The sequence below is a fragment of the Sinomicrobium halophytocola genome, from assembly GCF_052983395.1.
On record NZ_JBRKIT010000011.1, the window covers coordinates 504,216 to 527,317 of the forward strand.

Genomic DNA, 23,102 nt, shown 5'->3' on the forward strand with positions numbered 1-23,102 from the left:
ATACTTTATACCATTAACAAGGGGTTAAAACCTGAAATTAAATCCGAGAGAAAAGGTCTTTATCCCGGGATAACCTCCCCGGCCCGATCCCAGTTCCGGATCGTAATCAGCCAGGCGTTTGTCGGCCATGAACGTAAGCGGGTTGTTGGAAGTGCCATATACTCGCAGCATGGTCATCCCCAGTTTTTTGCTGATCTCCTCCGGAAAAGTATACCCGAGGGTAATGGAACGTACCCGGAAATAAGCAGCATTGAACAACCAGAAGGAGGATATATTTTCGTAATTATGTGTTCCGTCCTGGGACAGTAATAACCGTGGAAAGTCTGCATCCGGATCCGGATTGGCTTCTGTCCACCTGTTTTTCAGTTCTTCTTTTATCCCCGCACCGTTAAAGAAAGGGAAAGAGGCTTCATTGGCCAGGTAGGTCTTTACTTTACCGACCCCATAGGTAAGTACCTCAAAACTGATCCCTTTGTATTCGGCACTCAGGTTAAAACCGTAATTGAACCACGGAACATCGTTCCCGATAACCACACGGTCCTGTTCATTGATTATCCCGTCACCATTCACATCCCTGTATTTGATATCTCCGGGAGCAGTTGCCGCCGACTGGTACGCGTGATTTTCCACATCGGCAACATCCCTGAAAAGGCCATCGGCCCGGTAACCGTAAAAATCACCTACGGACCCACCTACTCTTTCTATCCAGTAGCTGTTTATCCTTTCTTCGACACCCTGCCCCAGGTTCAGTATCTCGTTATCTATGGTGGAAAGGTTTCCGCCGATAGTAAACCGGAAATCCTCTCCTATCCTGTCGGAATAATTGACCGCAAGTTCAAACCCCCTGTTCCTGGTTTCGGCGGCATTGACATAAGGAATGCCGCTATTCGGAAATCCGTAAGTACTCAAGACGGGTAATTGCGTGAGTATTCCTTCGGTTCTTTTAACATAGTAATCGGTTACAATATTTACCCTGTTACCAAAGAGGTTAATATCTAGCCCTATATCCAGCATTTTCACCTTTTCCCAGGTGGCTGAAATATTAGAACCCCTGCTCTGCCAGGCCCCGCCTTGTGCGGTATCTTCGAAATTATAGGAATAATCAAGGTTCAGCACATCGAAATAGTTACCTATCGTAACGACATTCTGGTTCCCCAACGAACCCCAGGACCCACGGATTTTCAGGTGATCGAGCCAGGAAATATTTTCCATAAAGGATTCCTTTGAAACAATCCACCCCGCAGAGAAAGACGGGAATACGGCCCGCCTGTGATCGGGATGAAAACGAGAAGAATAATCTATCCGTGTATTGGCTTCCAGCAGGTATTTATCGGCAAACGTATAATTTAGCCTTCCGAAAAAGGAGCGCATGGCCCATTCTTCCTGGTTGCTCCGGTTGGCTTGTCCGTCATCGTCAGAACTTATGTCTTCCGAATTCCCGGAGCCACTGCCCACGGTTTCCATATCGTTGTTAGGGAAATTTTTCCTCCCGATGAAAGCAGTCCTGAAAACATTGCTTTCCTGGCTTGCTCCTACAGTGATCTTCGCATAGTGTTGCTCTCCGAAACGACGTTCGTAATCTATGGTTCCCTGGATGAGGAATTCCTGTCTTTTTCTCCAGTATTCCGTCATTTCATTGGGTGTTACCCTCGTGGAGTTCATTATATCCCCGGTGAGGAAATTGTTTATGGGATCTATGGTACTGTTAAAAGACCAGGAATTGGAATTGGTATATTTGAGAGAGGTAAGTCCATTAATGGTCAGTCCTTCCAGGGGAGTAAGCGTTGCATTTGTGGCGAGCTGCAGGTAATTGTCCCTGTCCCAGCCGCTACCTCCTTCTTCCAGTATACGTAACTGGTTGCGCTGTGCCGTTTGTGCATTGGCCACCCCTCCGTCTATGGAGCCCCATTCTCCGTTGGACTGGCGCACTACCGATGTAGGAAGGGAGCGATTGAGCTCTGTCCAGCTCATGTTTCCACCGTCACGATCAAAATCCTGTTTGATAAAAGAGAAGTTTGTTCCGACTTTCAATAGGTTCTCTACGATATGGCTTTCGGTATTGAGTTTGGCAACGATACGGTCCTGTTTTTTACCCGGTATCAGGGATTCCTGGTCAAAATATGTGAGGCCCAGGTAGTAATTGGTAATTTTCCCCGGTGCACTGATATTAAGACTGGCTTCCCTTTGTGGCGCTGCCGAGTGCAGTACGGTCTTATACCAGTCCGTATTGGGGTACAGGTCCGGCTCGGAACCATCTGCAAACTTTCTTATCTGGTCTTCGGTATAAAGCGGGTCCCTTCCCTTGTTGCCCAATGCTTCATTATATAAAGCAGCATAGTCCGCAGAATTTACATAATCGGGTAACCTGGTAGCGGATTGCCATCCGTAGCTGGTATTGAACTGTACAGTGGCCTTTTCCCCTCCTCCGCGGTTGGTCGTAACCACAATGACCCCGTTTGCTGCACGTGAACCGTAAAGAGCGGCAGAAGAAGCATCTTTAAGCACCGACATACTAGCTATATCATTGGCATTCAACGATGCAAATTCCTGTGATGTTGCTGGGATTCCATCTATGACATACATAGGACCGGGAGAACCGAGGTTACTGCGTCCCCTTATGGTTATCCCCCCGGTATTGCCGCTTGTTCCGTCGGAATTACGTCCTACATCCCCGGGACGTTGCAGTATGGTTACCCCGGGAGCTATTCCCTGAAGGGCATTTTGCGTGGAGGCTACGGGACGATTGGCCAGTTTTTCGCTGCTTACGGAAACTACGGCACCTGTAAGGTTTTCCTTTTTCTGTGTTCCGTATGCCACTACGATAACCTCATCAAGTTCGGAAACGTCTTCTTTCAGGACCACATCTATCGCAGTAAGGCCGTTTACAGGGACTTCTTTTGTTACAAACCCAATATAGCTAAAGGATAAAACAGCATTTGTCCCCGAGACCAAAAGTTCGTAATTCCCGTCAAAATCGGTCGCCGTTCCATTTTGTGTGCCCTTCTCCATGACGGTTACACCTGGCAGAACATTTCCATTCCCGTCCTTCACTATGCCGCTGACCTGCATTTGCCGGATTTCCGCTGTTCCTTGGCCATCCGTCTTTTCATTTGTTTCCTTAACGGTGAGAAATATTTGTTTTTTTACAATATTATATACCGTTGCGGTATTTCCGAAAATGTGGTCCAGCACCGAGGTGATCTCTTCTTCCTCGGCCTTGACGGATACTTTTCGTTCCAGGTCCACATCCCTGGTCTTGTACACAAAATGGTAATCGCTCTTACTTTCTATAACATCTATCAGACGTGCTATGGTGATGTTATGCATGTCCAGGGATATCCTGGATTTTTGGGAATAGGAAGTATTTGCCTGTGCTGTCAACAATACAATACTCAAGAGTATGGTACTGATCTTCGTTTTTGTTTTAAATTTGACATACACCATCCACCCCTTCCTTCCGGAAAGAAATTTTTTCATACTTTTAAACGTGTTTAAGTGTGGTTAAATTTTGATTTAATCACCATTTTCAAATCGGGAAATGGTCCGACATTTTCCGATTTTTTGTTGATGATCCTGCCTACACGGCATTAGTGCCATGGATAATAGCTACTGGCTTACTGATCGTTTCATAGGTATTTGAATTTTAAGTGTTAGTTTATTGTTATGTTGTCTCCTTCTACCGTATACCGAATGCCATAAGTCATCTTAAAATATTCCAGTACTTCCTCCACAGGTTCCCGGTCGAAACTGGCATTGAACTCTTCCCCCGCCAAAGTTCTGTTTTTCATAGTTATATCGACATTATATTGTCTTTCAAGCTTTTTGAGAATATTTTCAAATGTCATATTCCGGAAAACCAGTTCCCCGCCTATCCACGAAGTGTAAACCGAAGTTTCCACCGCACTTATCTCTATATTTTTGTCATTCCGGTGAAAACTTCCTTTATGGCCGGGGGTGAGCATAATCCCTTTCTCCGTATGCCGTATATCTTCATACATACCTACCGACCCTTCCACCAATACCACATCGGTGAGATCATCTTCCGGGTAGGCGGAGATATTGAAACGGGTACCGAATACTTTTACATTTAATTCTTTCGTATTTACTACAAAAGAATGTTCTTTATCTTCGGCCACTTCAAAAAATGCTTCTCCGGTGAGCTCTACTTCTCTCCTGCCTTCACCGGGAAAATTTTCCGGATATTTCAGGGAACTGCCCGAATTCAGATATACTACAGTGCCGTCCGAGAGTTCCACATCAAAGCGTTTTCCGTAAGGAACTTTTAAAGTGTTATAGGAAATATGCTTTTCGCTCTTCCCGTTTGCGACGTAGGAAATCCGGTTTTTATCCTGTTTCCCCACTACATCACCGGAAGCGTTGTGTACTTCCCCGGAACCTTCGGATTTTATAACTTTTATTTGCCCGTTATCCAACTCAAGGGTAATTTCCTCGCGGACCTCAATCACCCCGTCTTTTTTTAACAGGGAACTTCCGAAGAAAAGACTACCTGCGGAGATCAGGACCACGGCCATTGCTGCGGCCATATAATATTTTCTTCGCACCTGTTTTCCCGCTTTCCGTCTCTCTATGACTTCAGCGTTTTTCCGTATCCGGTTGTAAACATGATCGGCAGCACTTTCTTCCATCCGCGGGCTTTCCCTAAGCAGGGCCAATACTTCGTCAACCGAAGGTATTCCTTCCGAATGTTTATGTGTTTTTAAATACGCTACGATCTCTGCGATCTCCTCCGGCGAACATTGTCCCAAAGAATATTTTTTAAAGAGTCCGCGTATATTCTTATGATCTTTCATTAAAAATGTTTTCGAGCACATTCTATATATATAATACAGTTGACAATTCCGTTGGTACTATTCCGAAACGGATTTTTTTTCTTTTTATGAAGATTTGATATTCCGGTTGCTGTTCCGTCAGTGGAAAAATGTCAGGGATAGAGACGAAAATCACAGGTTCCCCAGGAGAAAGGCTGCAATTATAAAAGTGACATCGCTATGTGAAAAAAGAAAATTCCGGATGGTTTCCAATGCACTGCTCATCTGGTTCTTTACGGTGCTCACGGAGATTCCCAACTCACTGCTTATCTCTTCGTAACTCTTGCCTTCTTTTCTGGACAATTCGAAAATACGTCTTCTTTTAGGCGGGAGTTTTGCTATGGCCTGTAGCCTGATCTTCTCATAATAGGCATCATCGATCCTGCTTTCTGCGTGGTTATAGGTTTCTCCCCTGCCATAGAATATTTCTTCCCGGAGCTTACCGTCATTTGCCGCCTTATGCAGAAAGTTAATGGCGAGATTCCGGGTTATGGTGAATACGTAGGCCCGGAAGGACAGATCGGGATTCAGGTTTTCCTTGTTCAGCCATATTTTTAGAAAAACATCCTGGACAATCTCTTCGGCATACACGTCATACTTCAATATACTTTTGCCATATGCATACACATCCTGGCTATAACTGTCAAAGAGATCCCGGAACGCTTTTTCATTATGGCTCATCAGTTCTTTCACCAGTAATTTCTCCCTGTTGTTCTCTCTTGTGCGCATGGACTTTACATTTCTAACATTAAGGTTGTTACCATTTTATACCGCTAAAAAAACGACCGCTTTCCGAAGATAAATTTTGGAAAAACTAAAACGGGTACGAGCACATTTTGTTTTACACAAAATCACTTAAATGTTCGTTTGACTCTTAATTTTTCACAAAAAATCTTAAATAAATCTTAAAAAACATAGCTAATATATGATTTTTTTTATGTCTACAAAATAATTATTTCATTTTCCCATCCCGGAATTCTGCCAATGTTCCTAAAATAAAAGGCCGTTTTTCCTCTATTCTAAAGAGAAAAAACGGCCTTTAAGGTTTGGTCAGTCCGACAGGCTATACGCGCCGTTAAGACGGGAATACTCAGGTTTTTGCTTTCTGATAATGTCCCCCATCGGCATCAGACTCCGTGGTTTCTATTACAATAACAAAAGGTTTTTTTACAGGGGTCATCGGTTTGTAATGAACAAAATATTCATTGCGATGTATTTCTTCTATAGTGATGTCGCTTTCGGGTTGCTCCAACAGATATGCTTTATCCGGTCTGGTATTGTCGGGTACTTTTACACGAAGCGCCCTTGACACCGGCATATTGAATACTACCATATATTTTTTACCGGTTTCCCGGTTTACGGTATAATATCCCCAATCTTGTTTCTTCCAATCCAGGTACCCGCATCCATAAACCACCTCTTTATTTACATCCATCCAGGCTCCTATTTCCGCTGCCAGTTTTGTTTCTTCGGGGCGTATATTTCCCTCACCATCAGGTCCGAAATTAAGAACAAAATTGCCATCCAGTGATACGGATTTAACGAGCATCTCTATCAGTTCGTTACTCGTTTTCACATGACCTTTCCAATCGGAGTGATACCCCCATTGATTTTCCGGAACGGTCATCACACAATCCCAGTCATTTCCGTGAATATCTTCTATCGTTTCCGGTATTTTTCGTTCCCAGCCCTGTTCGTAATCTCCCATCATATCGCCATTGGTATCGAAGTGGCGATTGCCGTTTTCATCGGCCCGGAAACGGCTTCCTATGATCAGGCCGGGGATCATTTCGCGCAGTTCGCTGCCCAATTCGTCTGCAAATTCCGCCTGTTCTATCCAGGCTTTATCCCAGCTGCCGTCAAACCAAAGCCCTTTGGTGGAGGGATAACGTTCCAGTAATTCCACCAACTGGTTCCTGGTAAAGGTCTTGAAGTCTTCATATTCCTTCCTGTCGGCCTCACTTTTCAGACTGCTTCGGTAACCGGGGTGGTTCCAGTCTATAATGGAAAAATAGAGATATACATCAATACCTTCGGCATCATAAGCATCGACCAGTTGGCCGATAATGTCCTTTTTATACGGGCTTTTGGCTATGGTATAATCCGTGTACTTACTGGGCCACAAGCAAAAGCCGTCGTGGTGCTTGGTGGTGATGATCACATATTTTGCTCCCATTTCCTTAGCTTGTTTTGCCCATCCCCTGGCATTGAATTTCTCCGGATTGAATTTCTTATAGAGATTGTCATAAGCCTCTTTGGGCATTTCTTTCCAGGAACGTATCCATTCCGCGGCTCCGGGATAGTATTTACCTTCCCAATGCCCGCCGGGGATGGCGTATACCCCCCAGTGGATAAACTGCCCCAGACCGTAGTTCCGCCAGGTTTGCATTTGTTTATCAGTTCGTTTTCCCAGGCGATGGGCTCCATGTTTCAGCGTTATGGAAACCCGTTTCTCCGGTTTCGTCTGGGCCATGGTCGCTGTCGTAAATGCAAAAAATGCTGTTAATACATAAATAAACGGTGATCTTCTCATATTTTCTTGTTTCTTTTTGGTACGGACCGGTTCCGGCATATATTCCGGAAACCGGACCGTTGTTATTTGTTTCTTTATTTCAGAGTGTTCATTTACTTCACTGTACCAGCCATTCCATTTCATCCGAAAGGTCTTTTCCTTTACTTTTCCCTACTGCCCTGATCTTGTTTTTACCTTTTTGCAATTCCACTTCGAATACCCAATGCCGGGAATTCACGCCCTGTTTCCCGGAAACTTCTTCTCCGTTGACAGTGAGTGTTACGGTATTGAGATTGGAAAAGACCTGTACGCGGGTATGTAATTTGGTGCGTTGGTCATCCCTGCGATTGGCGAGGTAGATCATGGGCTCCGGGTTCCAGTTGGCCTTGTACCAGTAAAAGGCATCTTTTTTCCGTTTGCGGTCAAAGGTGATCAATCCTTTCAGGTTCCGGGCATTTACACCGCCGCGGTTCCACATGGGTACGGCAAATTCGAACATATTCCATAAATAGGAGGCTGTGATATAGGGGTGTTTTTCAATGATCGCCCATTGCTGAATATGGGTTTCGGTCTGGTAGTTTTCAGGGAAAAATTTACCGCTTACGGGATTGCGGTTTCCCGGTAAATCTTCGGCGCCCTGGTCCATATTTCCATCGGCACCGTATTCGGCGAGGACAACCTTATAAGCGGGATATCCTTTTTCCAATCCGCTTACCCAGTTTTCGAGATCGCCTATTTTTCCTTCATACCAGCCATAATAGCGGTTCATTCCCTGTACATCTCCCGCCAGGTTTGCCGGCCTGTCCATTTCACCGTATCCGCTTACGGCACCTGTAAGCCTGTCCGGATCATTGGTTTTAGCTATATCGTTGAGTTCGCGCGTCAGTACGGCGACATACTCATCCGGATTTTTGGAGTACACCTCGTTATGCATGCCCCAGATGTATATGGAAGGGTGATTGAAGTTTTGCCGGACCAGTTCGGTCATCTGCTGTTTGGCGTTGGCCGCTTCTTCCCGGCTGTAATTGTTCACAAAAGGGATCTCCGCCCAGATAAGAAAACCCATTTTGTCGGCCAGGGAATAGATATTATCGGATTGCTGATAATGCGCCAATCGTATGGTAGTGGCTCCCATTTCCCGGATGAGTTCCATATCTTCCTCTTCCTGTTCGGGGGAAAGGGCATTGCCGTATTGCCAGCGGTCCTGGTGACGGGTTACGCCATACATGGGATATTTTTTACCGTTCAGGAACATCCCTTCTCCCGCCCTTAATTCGAACTTTCTTATCCCCAAAGGTTGTGTTACGGCGTCTGTTTCTTTTCCATCCCTTTTTACGGAAGTGGTGAGGGAATACAGGTAAGGGTTTTCCACGCCCTGCCACAAATGGGGTGACCTGAGGGTGAGTTGTTGCTCGGCAACTGTTATTCCCTGCGGACTTACAGCTACTTCTTTTTCTTCTTTGGCGACCTGTTTTCCTTCGGCGTTTCGGATAACGGTTTGCAGTATAACTTGTTTTGTTACTCTTTCCTTGTTTTCGAGTTTTGCTTTGACGGTTATACCTGCCTTTTTACCGGATACATTCTTTTGTGAGATAAAAATACCGGGAGAAGCATGGTCGGTAACCGTGATGTTTATTTTGTCGGTAACGATCAGGTTGACGGGACGGTATATTCCCCCGTATATGGGGAACAAAAAATGATTTACCGGGAGGACATCGGGTCTTGCTTCATTATTGACTTTAACTTCGATGTTATTGTCTTTACCGTAATTCACACTATGTGTAATTTCGAAAGCAAATGCGGAATAACTTCCCTTGTGCTCCCCGATAAACCTGCCGTTTACATAGAGGGACGCTACGGAACCAACACCCTCAAACCTGAGAAAAAGCCTTTTTCCCTTCCATTCTTTGTTGACATGGAGTTTTTTACGGTAGAAGGCATCCCCGGTATAGAAGTTTTTTCCGAGTTGCATATCTTCTTTATTATAAGAATGCGGCACATCTACTTCTTCCCATTCCCGGCTGATAAAGCCGATACTTTTATCATAATCTTTTTCTCCTTTTTTGAATTCCCAGTTTTTATGGAGATTAATAACCTCCCTGCCCTGGGCATATCCGCCGGAAACATAAAGGATACTCACAGCGATAAAAACAGCAATTCTGCGAACAGACAGGTCCCTGCCATTACACTTTTTCATTAAACCGGTTCCGGTTATTTTTCTTCTTAGTAGATAATCTTTTATTCTCATGTTTGCGGTTACAGTATTTTCAGTCAGGTTATTTCTTGCAATATAAAATAATTCTAAAAATGGGTTCGAACACAATATACTTATATCTCCGTTTGTTTGTTAAATTAAGGCTCTCCCCCCCCGGATCAGGAAGAGGAGAGCCTGTGAAATAAACTAACTAACTCAAAACTCAAATCGAGTATGAGACTTTTATCTGCCCTCCTATTCCCGTAAGCGGGATGGGGGGCAGTTTTCCCGGGGTCGAAAGTTTTATTTCAACTATTCGTCCCGTAACAATGTAAGGTCTTCTGCCGGTGCCGGCAGGTTCAGTGCTTCAATTTCGTCATATACGCTTTCGGGTACGGGCAATCCCCATTTCCGGAAGAAACCGGTAAGGTCGTTACCGGATACACTACATGATTTCAGCATAAAATACCGCATTTTGTCATTGTCATCTCCCGGTTCCGGGTTTTCTTCCCTGGTTTCTTTGTGCAGCTGAATATAAAAATCGTCCCCGTAGGCCAGCCATAGCTGGTGGAACAGGGCCATACGTACACCATTGGAAGCTGCTGAAGTATTAAAATCACGATCTTCATCCGGCAATGCCAGGAAAGTTTCTACGGCGGGCCATTCGTTATTCGTGCTTACCCTGGAAGGCGACAACCCGAATTCCCTTTCGGCTGCAAGAGCGTAGATATTTACCGTAGATTCCACTACTGCGGACCAGGTCCAGGCAGCCTGCTGGTGCACATGCCCGGCTTCGTGCCACGGTCCCCAGCCATTGGTACCTCCCAGTTTTTCGGGCATCAGTAATCTATCTATAACGCCCTGAGTAAAATACAGGGCTATACTTGCCGCCATATATCCCCCGGATTCCGGGTCACGCACGGTAAGCAGGAACCTGTAATTCCGGTTTTCGTGAACGGGAGCCGATCCGTCCAGGCCGCTTATTGCCGCCTCAGCTTCCATAATCCTGTCCAGGTAGTCGCACATCAGGTCCTGGTCTTCGTCTTTATGAGTGATGGCGTCTTCTACTCCAACAGTGAGCATGGTGTGATCGGTAACGAACATGATATCCCTTACATCCCCGAAAACATCCAGCATCTGTAACCACTCACCCTTTGTGGTTTCTCCTTTTACATAATAAGGCACTTTTTTAAACCCGTCCCCGAATTCGATCTCTGCGGAACTGTTGGGGTCTTCGGTAGTGACGTAACGAACGTAAACTGTTCCGCCGTATTCATCGGCTATAAAGGTGTTTTCCCCTTGTTGCACATCGTAATACGTCCGTACAGGCCTTACGTTATCCCGGAACGGGGTTCCCACCACGACCTGTGGCATCCGGTTCCCGGTAAGCTTATTGGCTGTTACTTTCAGGGTATCGAAAGGGTCAACATGAAACCCGGTAGGTAACATGTCATTGTGATTCCCCCGCTGTGCCAGGCGTTCCTTTACCTGGCCCTGGGTAGGGCCCTCTTGGAATGTTTGCAGACGACTGGCCCCGAGCGATTCTTCAATCGGAATGCTGTCTCCCGGTTGCGGAAGGTCGTCTCCCGTTCCCGGGGGAAAATCACAGGACGCCGCCAAAACGGACAGGGCTCCCCAAAACAATATGTTTTTTACTCTTTTTGTGCAGGTTTTCATGATTTGTGGTTTTTTATTTGGTCAATACTTATTGAGCTCATCTTCACTTTCCTCATTGGCTAATCTTCTTCCACAATTATGGAGGATGTCTTGTCGTTGAAAGCGGATAAGAAGGAGACATTCCCCGTGGTTACCTCGTAAGATTCCCCCGTAAAATTATCTTCGGAATAAAGGGTGACTTTAAGACCGAGGGGCACTCTTACGGAACTGATATCGTTGTCTATTCCTCCCAGGGCTACGAGCTGACTTGTTGTGTATGATCCCGCTTCGAGTTCCACTCCCCACCCGTTATAACTGGAATGCTGGTACACCCCTGCTTTAGTTTCGGGAGTATATTCGCCGTTTACAAACTCAAAAGAATAGGTATGGGTTTTAATGGTTCCGTTTTGCATGAGCAGTTTTATTTTCAGCTCATACTGCCAATCTCCGTGGTCCTGTATTTCCTGAACCGGCAAGTTTATGTTATAGGTATTACCACTCAAAACCAGACCTCTCCAGCCTACGGAATTGTAATCTTTGTTTACTCCTGACCCTTCATTGTTCACGTTGGGATCTAACCAGAACAGTATATCGCTTACGGTCTTGTCACTGGTAAAGCTGCCTTGTACATGGAGGCTCTGGGTAGCATCATCAAAAGTCAGCTGCGGACTGGCCGTGGTTGTAGCCCCTTCGTATATGCCGGGTACCGGTGTAGATTGAAATATCTGGTTCCTGTTGAGGATTGCACAGTCTACCTCGGTAATAAATGTGGGTTGTCTTCCGAAAGTGGTGTTCCCTGATCCCATCAGAGAAGTCCCGAGAGATTGCTTCTCGGAAACCGTTGCTTTATTGTGAGAAAGTCCCAGTCCGTGACCGAGTTCATGGAGCATTCCCCCGATATAGTTCGAAGAAGTTACGGGAATCTCTTCTACTTTGATATTGGGATTGTCGAGAGCAAAACAGCTTCTCCCGGAACCGTAGAAAGGCTGACTTCCGCCATCCGTCCGCTCCGGAAGGATTATAAGCGTATGCTCACTGCTGAAATCTTCCGGGTGAGTCTGTTTGTAGGCATTGATCTCACTGATAATGGTACTCCCGCTTCCGTAATCGTACGTAGCCTGGTCGTGCTCTCCCTGAATGGTAACCAGCTTAACGCGATTAGTTATGGTATCTACAGGAAGACCGAAAGTTTTCTGACCGAAACCGTTACGGTCCATTTCCGACTTTACATAGTCCTGAAAATAGATGAGAAGTTCACTCAAACGTTCTTCGTAATCTGTTACTGCCGGGTTATCGGTAGGAACAAAATATACGATATTCAGGTTTTCCGGATGCGTGACAAACCCGGGGGTCGGTTCTTCCGGAAAAGCTTCTTCTCCTTCCTCCGGAAAGTCGCAGGAAACAGCAAACAACAAGGCAATCCATAGCACTGCGGACAATGTCCACTTATACATAGTTTTCATAATTTAAAGGATTTTGGTTAATAATTAAGGTTAAAGCATTTCAGGGGTATTAATTGGATTCCCAGCCCGGGTTTTGTTCCAGGTTCGGGTTGAGTACCAGGTCTTCTATAGGTATGGGGAACAGGTACTGACGATCATCCCAGGTGCGGCCTTCGGGCAGTACCTGATAGTAGGGCAAAATATCCCCTTCTCCACTTAGAAACACATCTGCTCCCACCACAACTCCGGGGAATTGCTCCTGTACGAATTTGATGCCTTCCACCGGTTTTTCGAGAAATTTCCCGGCTTTCCACCGCATCAGATCATCCCACCGGAAGTTCTCAAAGGCCAGTTCCACACGTCTTTCCCTTCGGATTTCCCGGAGTACGGGTTCGGGGACATAATCGCAATACGTAGCATAATCGTTGTCCAGTGCCGGATCGGCAGGTATATTACCGAGATTAAGCGCCGGCATGTTTACCCTGGCCCTTACCCGGTTTATCGTTTGATCTATAATATCCTGCGATAGCTGTCCCAGTTCGTATTTGGCTTCGGCATAATTGAGCAGAATTTCAGCATAGCGGAATACAGGAGCGGCCTGCATACCATTTGTTAGCCGCCCCCAGTCGTCCGGCTCATTAAAGAACCATTTGCCAACCCGGTATCCCGTAGGGCATTTGTTCCCGCTAAGACCGGGAATATTGGGCAAGGGGGCATTATCGGCTCCCATTGCCCCTTCTGCCAGGGCATATTCCCCGAAATTACAGATGGTTTGCCTCAACCGGGGATCGCGATTGAGCATTTCCTGTTGTATGGAATCTTTCCCCTGGAACAGCGGGCTGTTGGCTATAGGTTGCCCGTCAATACACAGATAAGAATCTACCAGGGCCCTGGTAGCTCCGTGTCGATGACGTAAATTCTGGGCGTAATACCTGCTGAAGGCTACACCCAGATTTTCATTGGCACTGTATTCTTTCCATAAAATAATTTCCGGGTTATCAGCATAGGAATACTGCGCAAAAAGGTTGTGGTAATCTTCATTGATATCCCCCGTGGTATATATGGAATACCCGGCATTCATCAGTTTTTCGGAGGCATCGGCACTGGCTTCCAGAAATGCCGTTCCTTCCAGGCCAAGTTCGGTATGATATTTCCGGTAGGTTCCTTCAAAAAGGCCTATGCGCGATTTCAGGTGTAAGGCTACATCCTTATGGATCCTTCCCGGTTTCTGTGCTCCTTTTTCAGGGAGATAACCAATAGCATCATCAAGCAGTTTCATTACGGAATCCATAACTTCTACCCTGGGTGTTCTGGGTGCATACAGTTCTTCTGAATTGGTTTCCAGGACATGGGTATACCACGGTACATCTCCGAAGATCTTTACTTTTTCATAATAGTCCCAGGCTTTAAAGAACATTACTTCCCCCAGGTATACATTCCTCACATCGGGATCTACATCGCCTCTCAGGTAATTATCGAGAAAATAATTGAGTTTTCTCATATTCCCCCAACTCCAGCCTCCGCTGCCACTACCCCCGGTAACATGGCCGTTATATTCGTTGGCAGCTACCCTGGAATAGGAATCGGGTGCAGCATTGTCGGTAATAACATCCCCGTACGGAATAGTGGCTTCATTATAGCCATACGGGCTAACGTTATTTTGCCCCCAGCCATAACTAAAACCACGGATATACTGGGCATAAAGATCATTGCAATACAATTCCAGGTCCTGCTCCGTCTGCCAGAAGTTTTCATCCGTAACTTCATCCAGTGGATACCTTTCCATAAAATCATCGTTACAGCTACCTGCCAGGAGCCCGGCACATACCGTTAAGACTATATATAATTTCTTCATTTGGAAATATTTTAAACGTTGTTAAAAGGTTACCTGCAGGCCAAGTGCAAAAGACCGCATCATAGGGTAATCGGCACTCATGAGTTCGGGGTCAAATACATCAGGGACTTTAGTATATTCCCAGATATTGTAGGCGGAGGCGGATAAACGCAATCTTTCTACCTTTATCTTCTCACTGATCTCCTGTGGCAACGTATAACCCAATGCCAGGTTTTTCAGGCGTATATAGGCTGCATTTTGTATAAACCTGCTTTGTACCTGCCTGTTGGCTGCTTTGTTTTTATATACGGGGAAATGGGCATCTCTTTGCTCGGGTGTCCAGGTATTGTTATAAATCTCCCAGGTCCCTGCCCCGTTGGACAATCCTCCCCAGTACAGACTTTGCGAACCATCTATCCAGTAATCTCTTTTCCCAACTCCCTGAAAAAAGATGTTCAGATCGAAATTTTTCCAGAAAGCGTTCATATTCAGGCCAAACTGGTATCTCGGGGTGCTGTTTCCTATTATTTTCCGGTCTCCGGGATTTTCCACTGTCTGTTCTCCCGGGCTTATCTCACCGTTACCATCCAAGTCGGCATAACGAACATCTCCCGGGAACCACTGGGAATTGAGTAAATGCTGACTTGGAGCGGCTTCTATCTCTTCCTCAGTCTGAAAGATCCCGGAAGTCTCATAACCCCAGATCTCTCCCATTTTTTGTCCTTCGTATAAACTACTCAATAATTTATTCGGGTTCCCGTCAAAAGTCACGACCTCGCTTTGATAATCCCAAAGGTTCAGGGCCACATCATACCTGAAGCCAGATTCGAACCGGTCTTTCCATCTCACTTCCAGTTCCCAACCTTCGGTTTGCATAGCTCCCGAATTCTTTGTAGGTGAGGACGCTCCCAGAACAGCCGGGAATTTATCGCCTGCTATCAGTATATCTGTAGTTTTTCTCCTGTACCAATCAAAAGAAAGATCGAGTTTATTACCCAATAGTGTCATATCCACCCCAAAATCCAGAGTCGTGGAAGTCTCCCAGGTAAGATCGGGGTCCACCAGTCCGGGAGGTGTGATGCCTATGGGGCGTACCCCGTTAAACATGTGCTGTACCTGTGAAACTGTTCCGTATGAAGGGATATAGATATAATTGGATACGTTCTGGTTACCAAGGCTACCGTAACTCGCCCTGAACTTCAATTCGTCAAACACAGGTTTTAAGAATCCGCTGAACGATTCTTCCGAAAATCTCCATGCCCCGGAAATAGACGGAAAGAACTTGAACCTCCGGTCCGCAGGGAACCTGGAAGTTCCGTCGTATCTTCCGTTGGATTCCAGCAAATAACGATTATCATAATTATAGGTTATCCGGTAAAAAGCCCCCCTTACGGCCCAATGGCTTTCACTATCATAAGCATATTCATTTCCGGTAGTCTGATTGATTACCGGAATATTGGGCGATAAAATTCCCTCTCCTCTTCCCCTGAGATGTTCATACCTCAACCATTCCTGGTTAAATCCGGCCAGCAGGGAAATATCGTGTTTTCCCAGCGTAGTATCGTAATTGGTGTAAACATTCAGGGTATACTGATCTGTGCGATCACTCGTTTTATCAATGTAAGACGGGTTGGTATGGGAATTTATAAGATTGTTCCAATCAGTATCCACACGCAATAATTCGGGCAATACTTCTTTTTGCCTGTAATTCCTGGACATATACGAGAAATCCGCTTTCAGGTTCCATCCTTTCAAAAGTTTTATGGTAGGAGCTATTTTCATAAGCAAGCGTTCGTCCATGCTTTTTCTGTTCGATCCGTAACTCATAAAGGACAGGATATTATCCGTATACATCTCACCCACGGGAGAATCTGCCGGGGTTTTTATGGGCATATTGATATTCCGGAAAGGTTCCTGCGCCATAGCATACCACCAGCTACCTTTTCCTGCCGGACTAATGGGCTCTTCATATATGGTATTATTCCAGGAGATCTGGTAATCCATACCGAGCCAGTCCGTGATTTCGGAACCTACATTAACCAGTACATTATACCTTTTGAACTTATCCGTATTTATTTTATAGATCCCTTCCTGGTCCTGGTAGCCCAGGGATATCATATAGGTGTTTTTTTCCGACCCTCCCCTCAGGCTCAGGTTGTGCTTCATCATGGGTGCGGCATTGCGTACCGCTTCGTCATATGGCCTCGTATTCGCCACCCATATTATACTCCCTCCCGGGCTCATTATATAAGGCGGATTCTCCTCCGGATTATCCATATATGCCTTAATGGCATTGAGTTTATCGTACATATCTCCGGAAGGGGTACGGTTTTCATACTCCACCGCTTTTATCGCTGCATCCTGTATGGTATAGGCATCCAGGAGGTCCGGACGGGCAGAAGGACGGTTAAACTGGAAAGAAGTACTGTACGTGATCTGCGGTTTTTGTGACCGCCTTCCTTTCTTGGTCGTTACCAGTACCACACCATTAGCGGCACGGGCACCATAAATTGCTGCCGAAGCAGCATCTTTCAGAATACTTATGCTTTCGATATCTTCCGGGTTGAGCATGTTAATATCCATTTGCACTCCGTCTACCAGTATGAAAGGGCTACCGGACTGAAATTCATACTTACTGTCATCAGAATTATATTGGAGTGAAGTCCCTCCCCTGACATTAAAAGAAGGTGTAGCATTGGGGTTCCCGCTAGGTATACTGATATTGAGGTTGGGAAGCACGCCCTGTAAAGCCTGCCCCAGATTTGCCACGGGCCGGTTTTCAATGGCTTCTGCCGTTACCTGGCTCACGGCCCCGGTGAGGTTTACTTTCTTCTGGGTTCCGTATCCTACCACAACTACTTCTTCGAGGTTGGAAACGTCTTCCTCTAAGGTAACCTGTATTTCCGTTTGTCCCTTTACCGGGATCTCCCGGCTTATAAAGCCCATATACGAAACCAGCAATACCGCATTTTCACCGGAAACGGTTAGAGCATAATTCCCGTCAAAATCGGTTTGTGTGCCATGTGTCGTTCCCTTCTCCACTACATTGGCTCCGGGCAGGGGCATGCCTTCGGAATCTTTTACCGTACCGGATATTTCTATGCCTTGCACAACCGGAACGTTAGTACCGGTTTCGTTAGTTTCGGGTATTTTTGCCGGTTTTTTACGAACAACTACCTGCCTGCCATCCAATTCGTAAGTAAGATCGGTCTGGCCGAATACCCGGTTCAGGATATCCTGTAATGTAATGTCTTTTGCCGTAAAGGAAACCTGTTTGTTTTCATCTAAGGTGCCATCCTTATAAAAGAATATGTACTCACTCTTTTTTTGTATTTCTTCGAATAAATATTTTACCGTAACGTTTTTAACATCGATATCCATTCGCGTCTGGGCGGAGGAATGACTTGCATAAACCGAAGATAATCCGATGCCGATAAAAAGAAGAAAAATTCTCATCGCAGTCCACAAGTACCTCCGTAAGGGAAATTTCCCCCGGGAGCCAAGGTTAGCATTTTTATTCATACTTTTGTTGTGTTTGTTGATTAATTTTTACTGGTAAAGCACAGTAAGGTTAATTTCTTTCCACCGGGGGATGTTGGAGCATCTTCCGGTTTCTTTTTGTAATTCTACGGTTTCATAAATAAAGTTTTAGTTAATAATCCATTGGTTGTTTTCTTCTGATCTGAAATATTTGAAATCAGTGGTCTTGTTTATTGTCCGTATTACGTTTTCCACACTTTCCTTTAAATCGAGATGGCCGGAAAATGTCTCTTTTGCCAATTTCTCATCTTCGATCTTTATCTCTATGTTATAATACCTGGACAGCTTTTTTACGATATCCTCCATTTTACTGCTTTTGAGGATCAGCACGCCTTCCTTCCAGGAAAAGAAATCTTCTACGTCAACTTCCCCGGATGTCATTTTTCCGGTGTTCTTTTCGTATTCGGTCATGGTTCCCGGTGCAATTTTAATGGTTTTCTTTCCCTTCCAGATTCCGTCTCCTCTATACTCCACCTCAACGCTTCCACTCTTTAACACGGTCTTTACGGAATTATCTTCTTTGTAATTGCTCACATTAAATACCGTTCCCAATACCCGGATCTTATGGTTATCGGCAAGTACCATAAATGGCTTTTTCGTGTTATGGGTAACCTCAAAAATTCCTTCCCCTTCCAGGTAAACTTCTCTTTTATCATCCGGAAAAGCAGTCGGGTACACCAGTCGGGAACCGGAATTCAGCCAAACTACAGTGCCGTCCGAAAGTTCTATCCTGGACCTCCTGCCATAGGGTACAACAAGCGTGTTGTATGCTGTTTTTTCTTTACCCGTATTCTCCCGGGAAATAGTTTTTGACTTTCCTATAGTTACCTTGCTCCCCGTCTGCGAATAGGTTATGGTAGAATCGCTCTCCGCCAGTTTAACACGCTGTCCTTTTTCTAAAATAAGTTCTACGTCGCCCCCGTTTTTTTGACTATCCCTATCCAGGCTTCGGGCATAATCATAAATAGCGGAAGGTTGCTCTCCTCCCAAATAAAACCACCCTGCCGATAACATCAGTACGGCACATCCGAGAACAAGAGTTCCCCGTTTTATTCTTTCGCGCCTTTTATAGCCTGTTACGGACCTCATTATCCGTTCTTTTAATTCCCTCTTTTCTTCCTTTTGGATATCCACCGTAACTCGTATTGTTTTTTTTTCGTTTATCGTAATTCGGTCATTATCTCTTATCGGAAAATAATGTCATCGAACACAATAAAAACGCCTTTACTATATAAGAGAGCGTTTTTGCTCCCGCATAGACAATTTTTTAAAGATTTTTTTAAAAATATTTAACCTCTTTTCTAAAAAAAGCAAATAAGGGCTTCGGAAAAATTAAAAAAGAGAAACACGGTCCATAACAATCATAAATTCGATAATCCACAAAAAAGACCATGTAACTCTTTTCTTTAAAGCTTTGGCCTTCTTTGACAACCGCAGACAATCCTTTCAATCTTTTGCGCGGAATGCATCAGCAATGCTGATACCAAAATAGGACATGAGTTGGTGAAATAACCAGTATACCATAATATCTAAGGATAGATTTTACGGGTATATTCAGGAGTGTACCTGTTTTTTTTCAGGGTAAGGTAGACCCACATGGTATAAATCGAAGTCTATTTTCCGAAAAAGAGGCCCGAAAGGATGAGCAGGCAGGGAAGCAAATGGGCACGCAGTACTTTTACTGCCCGGTAGATCAACGTTCTGGAAGTTTCTATGGAAATATTCATGATCTCCGCTATTTCTTCGTATGGTTTTTCTTCCTTGAACTTCAGGAATAAGGCCTGTCGTTGTCTGTCGGTGAGTAAACTAAACGACGATTCCATACGTATGACCCTTTCCGTATGGAATTCCTTAAAAATATATTCTTCTTCCGTAGAATTTACCACGAACAACGGTGCAGGGATATTTTGCCCCGTACTTTCTACGGAAACCGTTTTTTCCTCAGTCCTGTATTGTTGATTGATCTTTCGTTGCAACGAACGGACCAGATAGGATTGTACATTGGAGCAGGGTGAAAGTTTTTTCCGGTATTTATACAGATCCAGGAAAAGGTCATGCAGGCCATCGAGAACCTTTTCACGGTCCCAGGACATCCGCATGCCATAGGAGAACAGGACATCGGCATATTCGTCGTATAGGGAACCAAGAGCCACTGTACTCCCTTTCCGGAGTTCTTCCCACAAATCGTCTGTTTTCCTGTTTGTCTCCAAAATAACTGAAATCCGTTTATCTTAAAAAAGATTTTTTATAAGTATATTCATGAATATTTGTGTAACTGGTCCGGCAGACCGGATGAGAATCCGGAGCCGTTTATAATTTCTTACAAAAGCATTGCTATTTTTATGTTATCGAACACATGGACAGAAGTAAAGTTAACATAATTTTCACAAAAACAAATTTTTAAACCTGAAAATTCGATTAAAGCAACAAATAAGACTGAATATCGCGAATATTTCCTACAATTGTATTAACAATTATTTCTCTTGTAATCAGACTTTCCTTAAAGGCAGATTGTACCGGGAAACAAGGATTAGGATTAACCGAGATACAATGATTTAACCATCCCCCTGGATACAACCTGATAAACAAAATTGTATTCCGGGGGATTATTACTCTTAGAGAGCCAAAGCAGGCTATTTCACATACTCATACAAGCCTAGGTCTATATCTTTCAGTGCCTTTACAGCAAGTCCGGAAACTTCTCTTGCCCCCTTAACAGACAAGTGGGTATCGTCCTGCTTTCCATCGGGATAAATATCCAGTTGTCCGGGAGCATACCATAAATGGAGTTCTTTGGATTTTTCGGGCCCGTAGGACAGCTCCATATTTTCCGTAAGGCGTTGCAGGTCCACAAAGGCTACTTCCATGGTATCGGCAACCAACCTTACCACTAACGGATAGTCTCCATGCGTATCGATAAGGGTGCCGTATTCATTGAAATTCCTGCGTACTATAGACGTGAAAAGTACGGGAGTGGCACCCTTCTCCCGTGTCTCTTTTACAAATTTCTCCAGGTTTTGCCGGTACCCCGTATACGGATTGGTATACCTGGAAGGGTCCTTCGATTTCTGATCGTTATGACCGAACTGTATAAATACGAAGTCTCCTTTCTTCAATCGGGAAAGGACTTTGGTCCACCTTCCTTCCAAAATAAAACTCCTGGAGCTTCTGCCGTTGACCGCATGATTTTCCACTATCACATCACCGGTGAGAAATTCCGGAAGCAACTGGCACCATCCACGCTCTGGATTTCCCCCTTCCAGGGGTTTGTCTGCCATGGTGGAATCTCCTATAGTGAAGATTGTCACCGGCTTGTTTTGTTCTTTGTCCGTAGCCTGAGCAAGACAAATGGCGGTGAATAATATAAAACACATGCTAAAACAGATCTTCCGGCCTAGCACATTATATTTTTTCCTATAATCCATGTTTTTTTATTCTAAATCCCATATCAATCTTTACTGTTCAATACGAAACCAGTCGATATCCGCGAAACCGGAATCATTGATCTTCGTATCCCTTATGGCAAAAAGCCCTACTTTAGCCCCGATCCATTTTCCGGGGACCGCCCTGAAAGTCTCCCCTAAAGACTTAAGCTTACTTCCATTGGTACTATAGCCGAACGTACATTTCCCTCCCTCGGTCACTTCTACCCGGAACTGAACTTTATTTCCTTTCAATTTCACTGTCTCTACAATTCTTTCCGGTTTACCGTGTTCCGCATCTTCGCAGACCACCTGGCTGATATGTATTTCACCGTCTTTACTTTCCAGCGAAATATAGGCATAGCTCATCCCCATGACGATGAGTCCTGTTTTTTCGTTATCCAGTTTGGGATTAGGATGAAATTCCAGTGCGGTAGTGGCTTTAAATTCTTCCGCCGGAAATTTTTGCAGAAGCAGGTTCGGCGCATCCCAAAGGTTTTTGCCGTCATCCGGCAATTTATCAGTGAATAAACGCAGTTTCCCCGCAGCAGGATTGGCAAAAGCCCATGTTGCTTCTGGGTTTGCGTGCCATTGCCATTGCAAGCCAATGTCATTTCCGTCAAACTCATCGGAATCCTGGGGGGTTTCTATGGGATATGACCTTCCCACATCCGGTTTTTTATGCCTTAAAACAGGCTGACCTTTACCGTCCCCGTCACGATCTTCTCCTATTACCGGCCAATCGTTTTTCCATTCCATCGGCTGCAGGTGTACAATACGTCCGTAAGCTTCTTTGTCCTGAAAGTGTACAAACCAGTTTTCGCCATTATCAAGTTCCACCCATCCTCCCTGGTGTGGACCATTAATACCGGTTTTTCCCTGGTCCATAACTATTCTTTCTTCATACGGCCCGTACGGATGCTCAGACCGCATGGCCAGTTGCCATCCTGTAGAAACTCCCCCGGCCGGGGCAAATATATAGTAGTATCCGTTCCTCTTGTAAAATTTGGCCCCCTCTACCGTAGGATGGGCATCGTGACCATCAAAAACCAGTTTACCGGCCCCTGTAATTTCCGTCCCCTCGGCATTCATGGGTTTTACTACAATAACACTTTTTATCCCGGCCCGGCTTCCTGCATAGGCGTGTACCAGGTAGGCTTTTCCGTCATCATCCCAAAGCGGGCAGGCATCTATAAGCCCTTTTCCTTCTTCCACCAGTACGGGTTCTTCCCACGGTCCGGCCGGGTCCTGGGATTTTATCATGTAAATACCAAAATCCGGGTCGCCGTAGTAGATGTAAAATTCTCCGTTATGATGTCTGATGGACGGAGCCCATACCCCGTTACCATGCTGTGGCTTGCTGAAATGGTCGAAAGGAGGCTGGCGGTCCAGCGCATAACCTATAAGTTTCCAGTTGACCAGGTCCTTCGAGTGCAGTATAGGCAGTCCCGGAATGGCATTAAAGCTGGATGCCGTCATGTAAAAATCATCGCCTACCCTACAGATGTCCGGATCGGAATAGTCGGCATGTAAAATTGGATTTTTATAGGTTCCGTCTCCCTGGTCGGATACCCAGGCTTCGGATACGAATTCCTGGGCAAACAGAACAGGTTGTGACAGCAATAGGGTAAATAACGCTATGGTCGTACTTATTTTATGCATCGGTAATATTT

Annotated in this window: 13 protein-coding genes; all 13 read right to left on the reverse strand. The window is 45.1% G+C overall.

What is annotated here, in order from left to right; translation table 11 throughout:
- Positions 1-24: 24 nt before the first annotated feature.
- A complete protein-coding gene (locus ACVBDY_RS04130; RefSeq protein ID WP_447174202.1) occupies positions 25-3,477 on the reverse strand; it encodes a SusC/RagA family TonB-linked outer membrane protein in 3,453 nt (1,150 codons plus the stop codon).
- 173 nt (positions 3,478-3,650) lie between these two features.
- The gene (locus ACVBDY_RS04135) at positions 3,651-4,811 is read right to left on the reverse strand and encodes a FecR family protein (protein ID WP_447174203.1); all 1,161 of its coding nucleotides are present in this window, start codon (positions 4,809-4,811) and stop codon (positions 3,651-3,653) included.
- A gap of 150 nt (positions 4,812-4,961) precedes the next feature.
- Positions 4,962-5,558 (reverse strand): RNA polymerase sigma-70 factor, encoded by a 597-nt coding sequence (locus tag ACVBDY_RS04140; protein ID WP_447174204.1) that lies wholly within the window; start codon positions 5,556-5,558, stop codon positions 4,962-4,964.
- 361 nt (positions 5,559-5,919) lie between these two features.
- Positions 5,920-7,362: an alpha-L-fucosidase gene (locus ACVBDY_RS04145; protein ID WP_447174205.1), complete on the reverse strand. Its 1,443-nt coding sequence runs from the start codon at positions 7,360-7,362 to the stop codon at positions 5,920-5,922.
- Between the two features lie 97 nt (positions 7,363-7,459).
- Positions 7,460-9,538, reverse strand: a complete 2,079-nt coding sequence (locus ACVBDY_RS04150) for a glycoside hydrolase family 2 protein (RefSeq protein WP_447174206.1) — start codon at positions 9,536-9,538, stop codon at positions 7,460-7,462.
- A 309-nt stretch (positions 9,539-9,847) separates the two neighbouring features.
- The gene (locus ACVBDY_RS04155) at positions 9,848-11,212 is read right to left on the reverse strand and encodes a M60 family metallopeptidase (protein ID WP_447174207.1); all 1,365 of its coding nucleotides are present in this window, start codon (positions 11,210-11,212) and stop codon (positions 9,848-9,850) included.
- A gap of 59 nt (positions 11,213-11,271) precedes the next feature.
- Positions 11,272-12,654 carry a beta/gamma crystallin family protein gene (locus ACVBDY_RS04160; RefSeq protein ID WP_447174208.1) on the reverse strand — a complete coding sequence of 461 codons (1,383 nt, stop codon included), beginning with the start codon at positions 12,652-12,654 and terminating at the stop codon, positions 11,272-11,274.
- A 49-nt stretch (positions 12,655-12,703) separates the two neighbouring features.
- Positions 12,704-14,488 carry a RagB/SusD family nutrient uptake outer membrane protein gene (locus tag ACVBDY_RS04165; protein ID WP_447174209.1) on the reverse strand — a complete coding sequence of 595 codons (1,785 nt, stop codon included), beginning with the start codon at positions 14,486-14,488 and terminating at the stop codon, positions 12,704-12,706.
- Positions 14,489-14,509: 21 nt separating this feature from the next.
- Positions 14,510-17,989 (reverse strand): TonB-dependent receptor, encoded by a 3,480-nt coding sequence (locus ACVBDY_RS04170; protein ID WP_447174210.1) that lies wholly within the window; start codon positions 17,987-17,989, stop codon positions 14,510-14,512.
- A 126-nt stretch (positions 17,990-18,115) separates the two neighbouring features.
- Positions 18,116-19,096, reverse strand: coding sequence for a FecR family protein (locus ACVBDY_RS04175; RefSeq protein WP_447174211.1), 981 nt, complete (start codon positions 19,094-19,096; stop codon positions 18,116-18,118).
- A gap of 524 nt (positions 19,097-19,620) precedes the next feature.
- On the reverse strand, positions 19,621-20,217 hold the full coding sequence (locus ACVBDY_RS04180; RefSeq protein WP_447174212.1) for an RNA polymerase sigma factor: 597 nt from the start codon (positions 20,215-20,217) through the stop codon (positions 19,621-19,623).
- Positions 20,218-20,640: 423 nt separating this feature from the next.
- The gene (locus tag ACVBDY_RS04185) at positions 20,641-21,381 is read right to left on the reverse strand and encodes a rhamnogalacturonan acetylesterase (RefSeq protein ID WP_447174213.1); all 741 of its coding nucleotides are present in this window, start codon (positions 21,379-21,381) and stop codon (positions 20,641-20,643) included.
- Between the two features lie 81 nt (positions 21,382-21,462).
- A complete protein-coding gene (locus tag ACVBDY_RS04190) occupies positions 21,463-23,091 on the reverse strand; it encodes a glycoside hydrolase family 43 protein (RefSeq protein ID WP_447174214.1) in 1,629 nt (542 codons plus the stop codon).
- Positions 23,092-23,102: the final 11 nt, after the last annotated feature.

Coding starts and splice junctions, on each gene's coding strand:
- ACVBDY_RS04130 (WP_447174202.1), bottom strand. CDS start 3,477: ATGAAAAAATTTCTTTCCGGAAGGAAGGGGTGGATGGTGTATGTCAAA.
- ACVBDY_RS04135 (WP_447174203.1), bottom strand. CDS start 4,811: ATGAAAGATCATAAGAATATACGCGGACTCTTTAAAAAATATTCTTTG.
- ACVBDY_RS04140 (WP_447174204.1), bottom strand. CDS start 5,558: ATGCGCACAAGAGAGAACAACAGGGAGAAATTACTGGTGAAAGAACTG.
- ACVBDY_RS04145 (WP_447174205.1), bottom strand. CDS start 7,362: ATGAGAAGATCACCGTTTATTTATGTATTAACAGCATTTTTTGCATTT.
- ACVBDY_RS04150 (WP_447174206.1), bottom strand. CDS start 9,538: ATGAAAAAGTGTAATGGCAGGGACCTGTCTGTTCGCAGAATTGCTGTT.
- ACVBDY_RS04155 (WP_447174207.1), bottom strand. CDS start 11,212: ATGAAAACCTGCACAAAAAGAGTAAAAAACATATTGTTTTGGGGAGCC.
- ACVBDY_RS04160 (WP_447174208.1), bottom strand. CDS start 12,654: ATGAAAACTATGTATAAGTGGACATTGTCCGCAGTGCTATGGATTGCC.
- ACVBDY_RS04165 (WP_447174209.1), bottom strand. CDS start 14,488: ATGAAGAAATTATATATAGTCTTAACGGTATGTGCCGGGCTCCTGGCA.
- ACVBDY_RS04170 (WP_447174210.1), bottom strand. CDS start 17,989: ATGAATAAAAATGCTAACCTTGGCTCCCGGGGGAAATTTCCCTTACGG.
- ACVBDY_RS04175 (WP_447174211.1), bottom strand. CDS start 19,096: ATGAGGTCCGTAACAGGCTATAAAAGGCGCGAAAGAATAAAACGGGGA.
- ACVBDY_RS04185 (WP_447174213.1), bottom strand. CDS start 21,381: ATGTGTTTTATATTATTCACCGCCATTTGTCTTGCTCAGGCTACGGAC.
- ACVBDY_RS04190 (WP_447174214.1), bottom strand. CDS start 23,091: ATGCATAAAATAAGTACGACCATAGCGTTATTTACCCTATTGCTGTCA.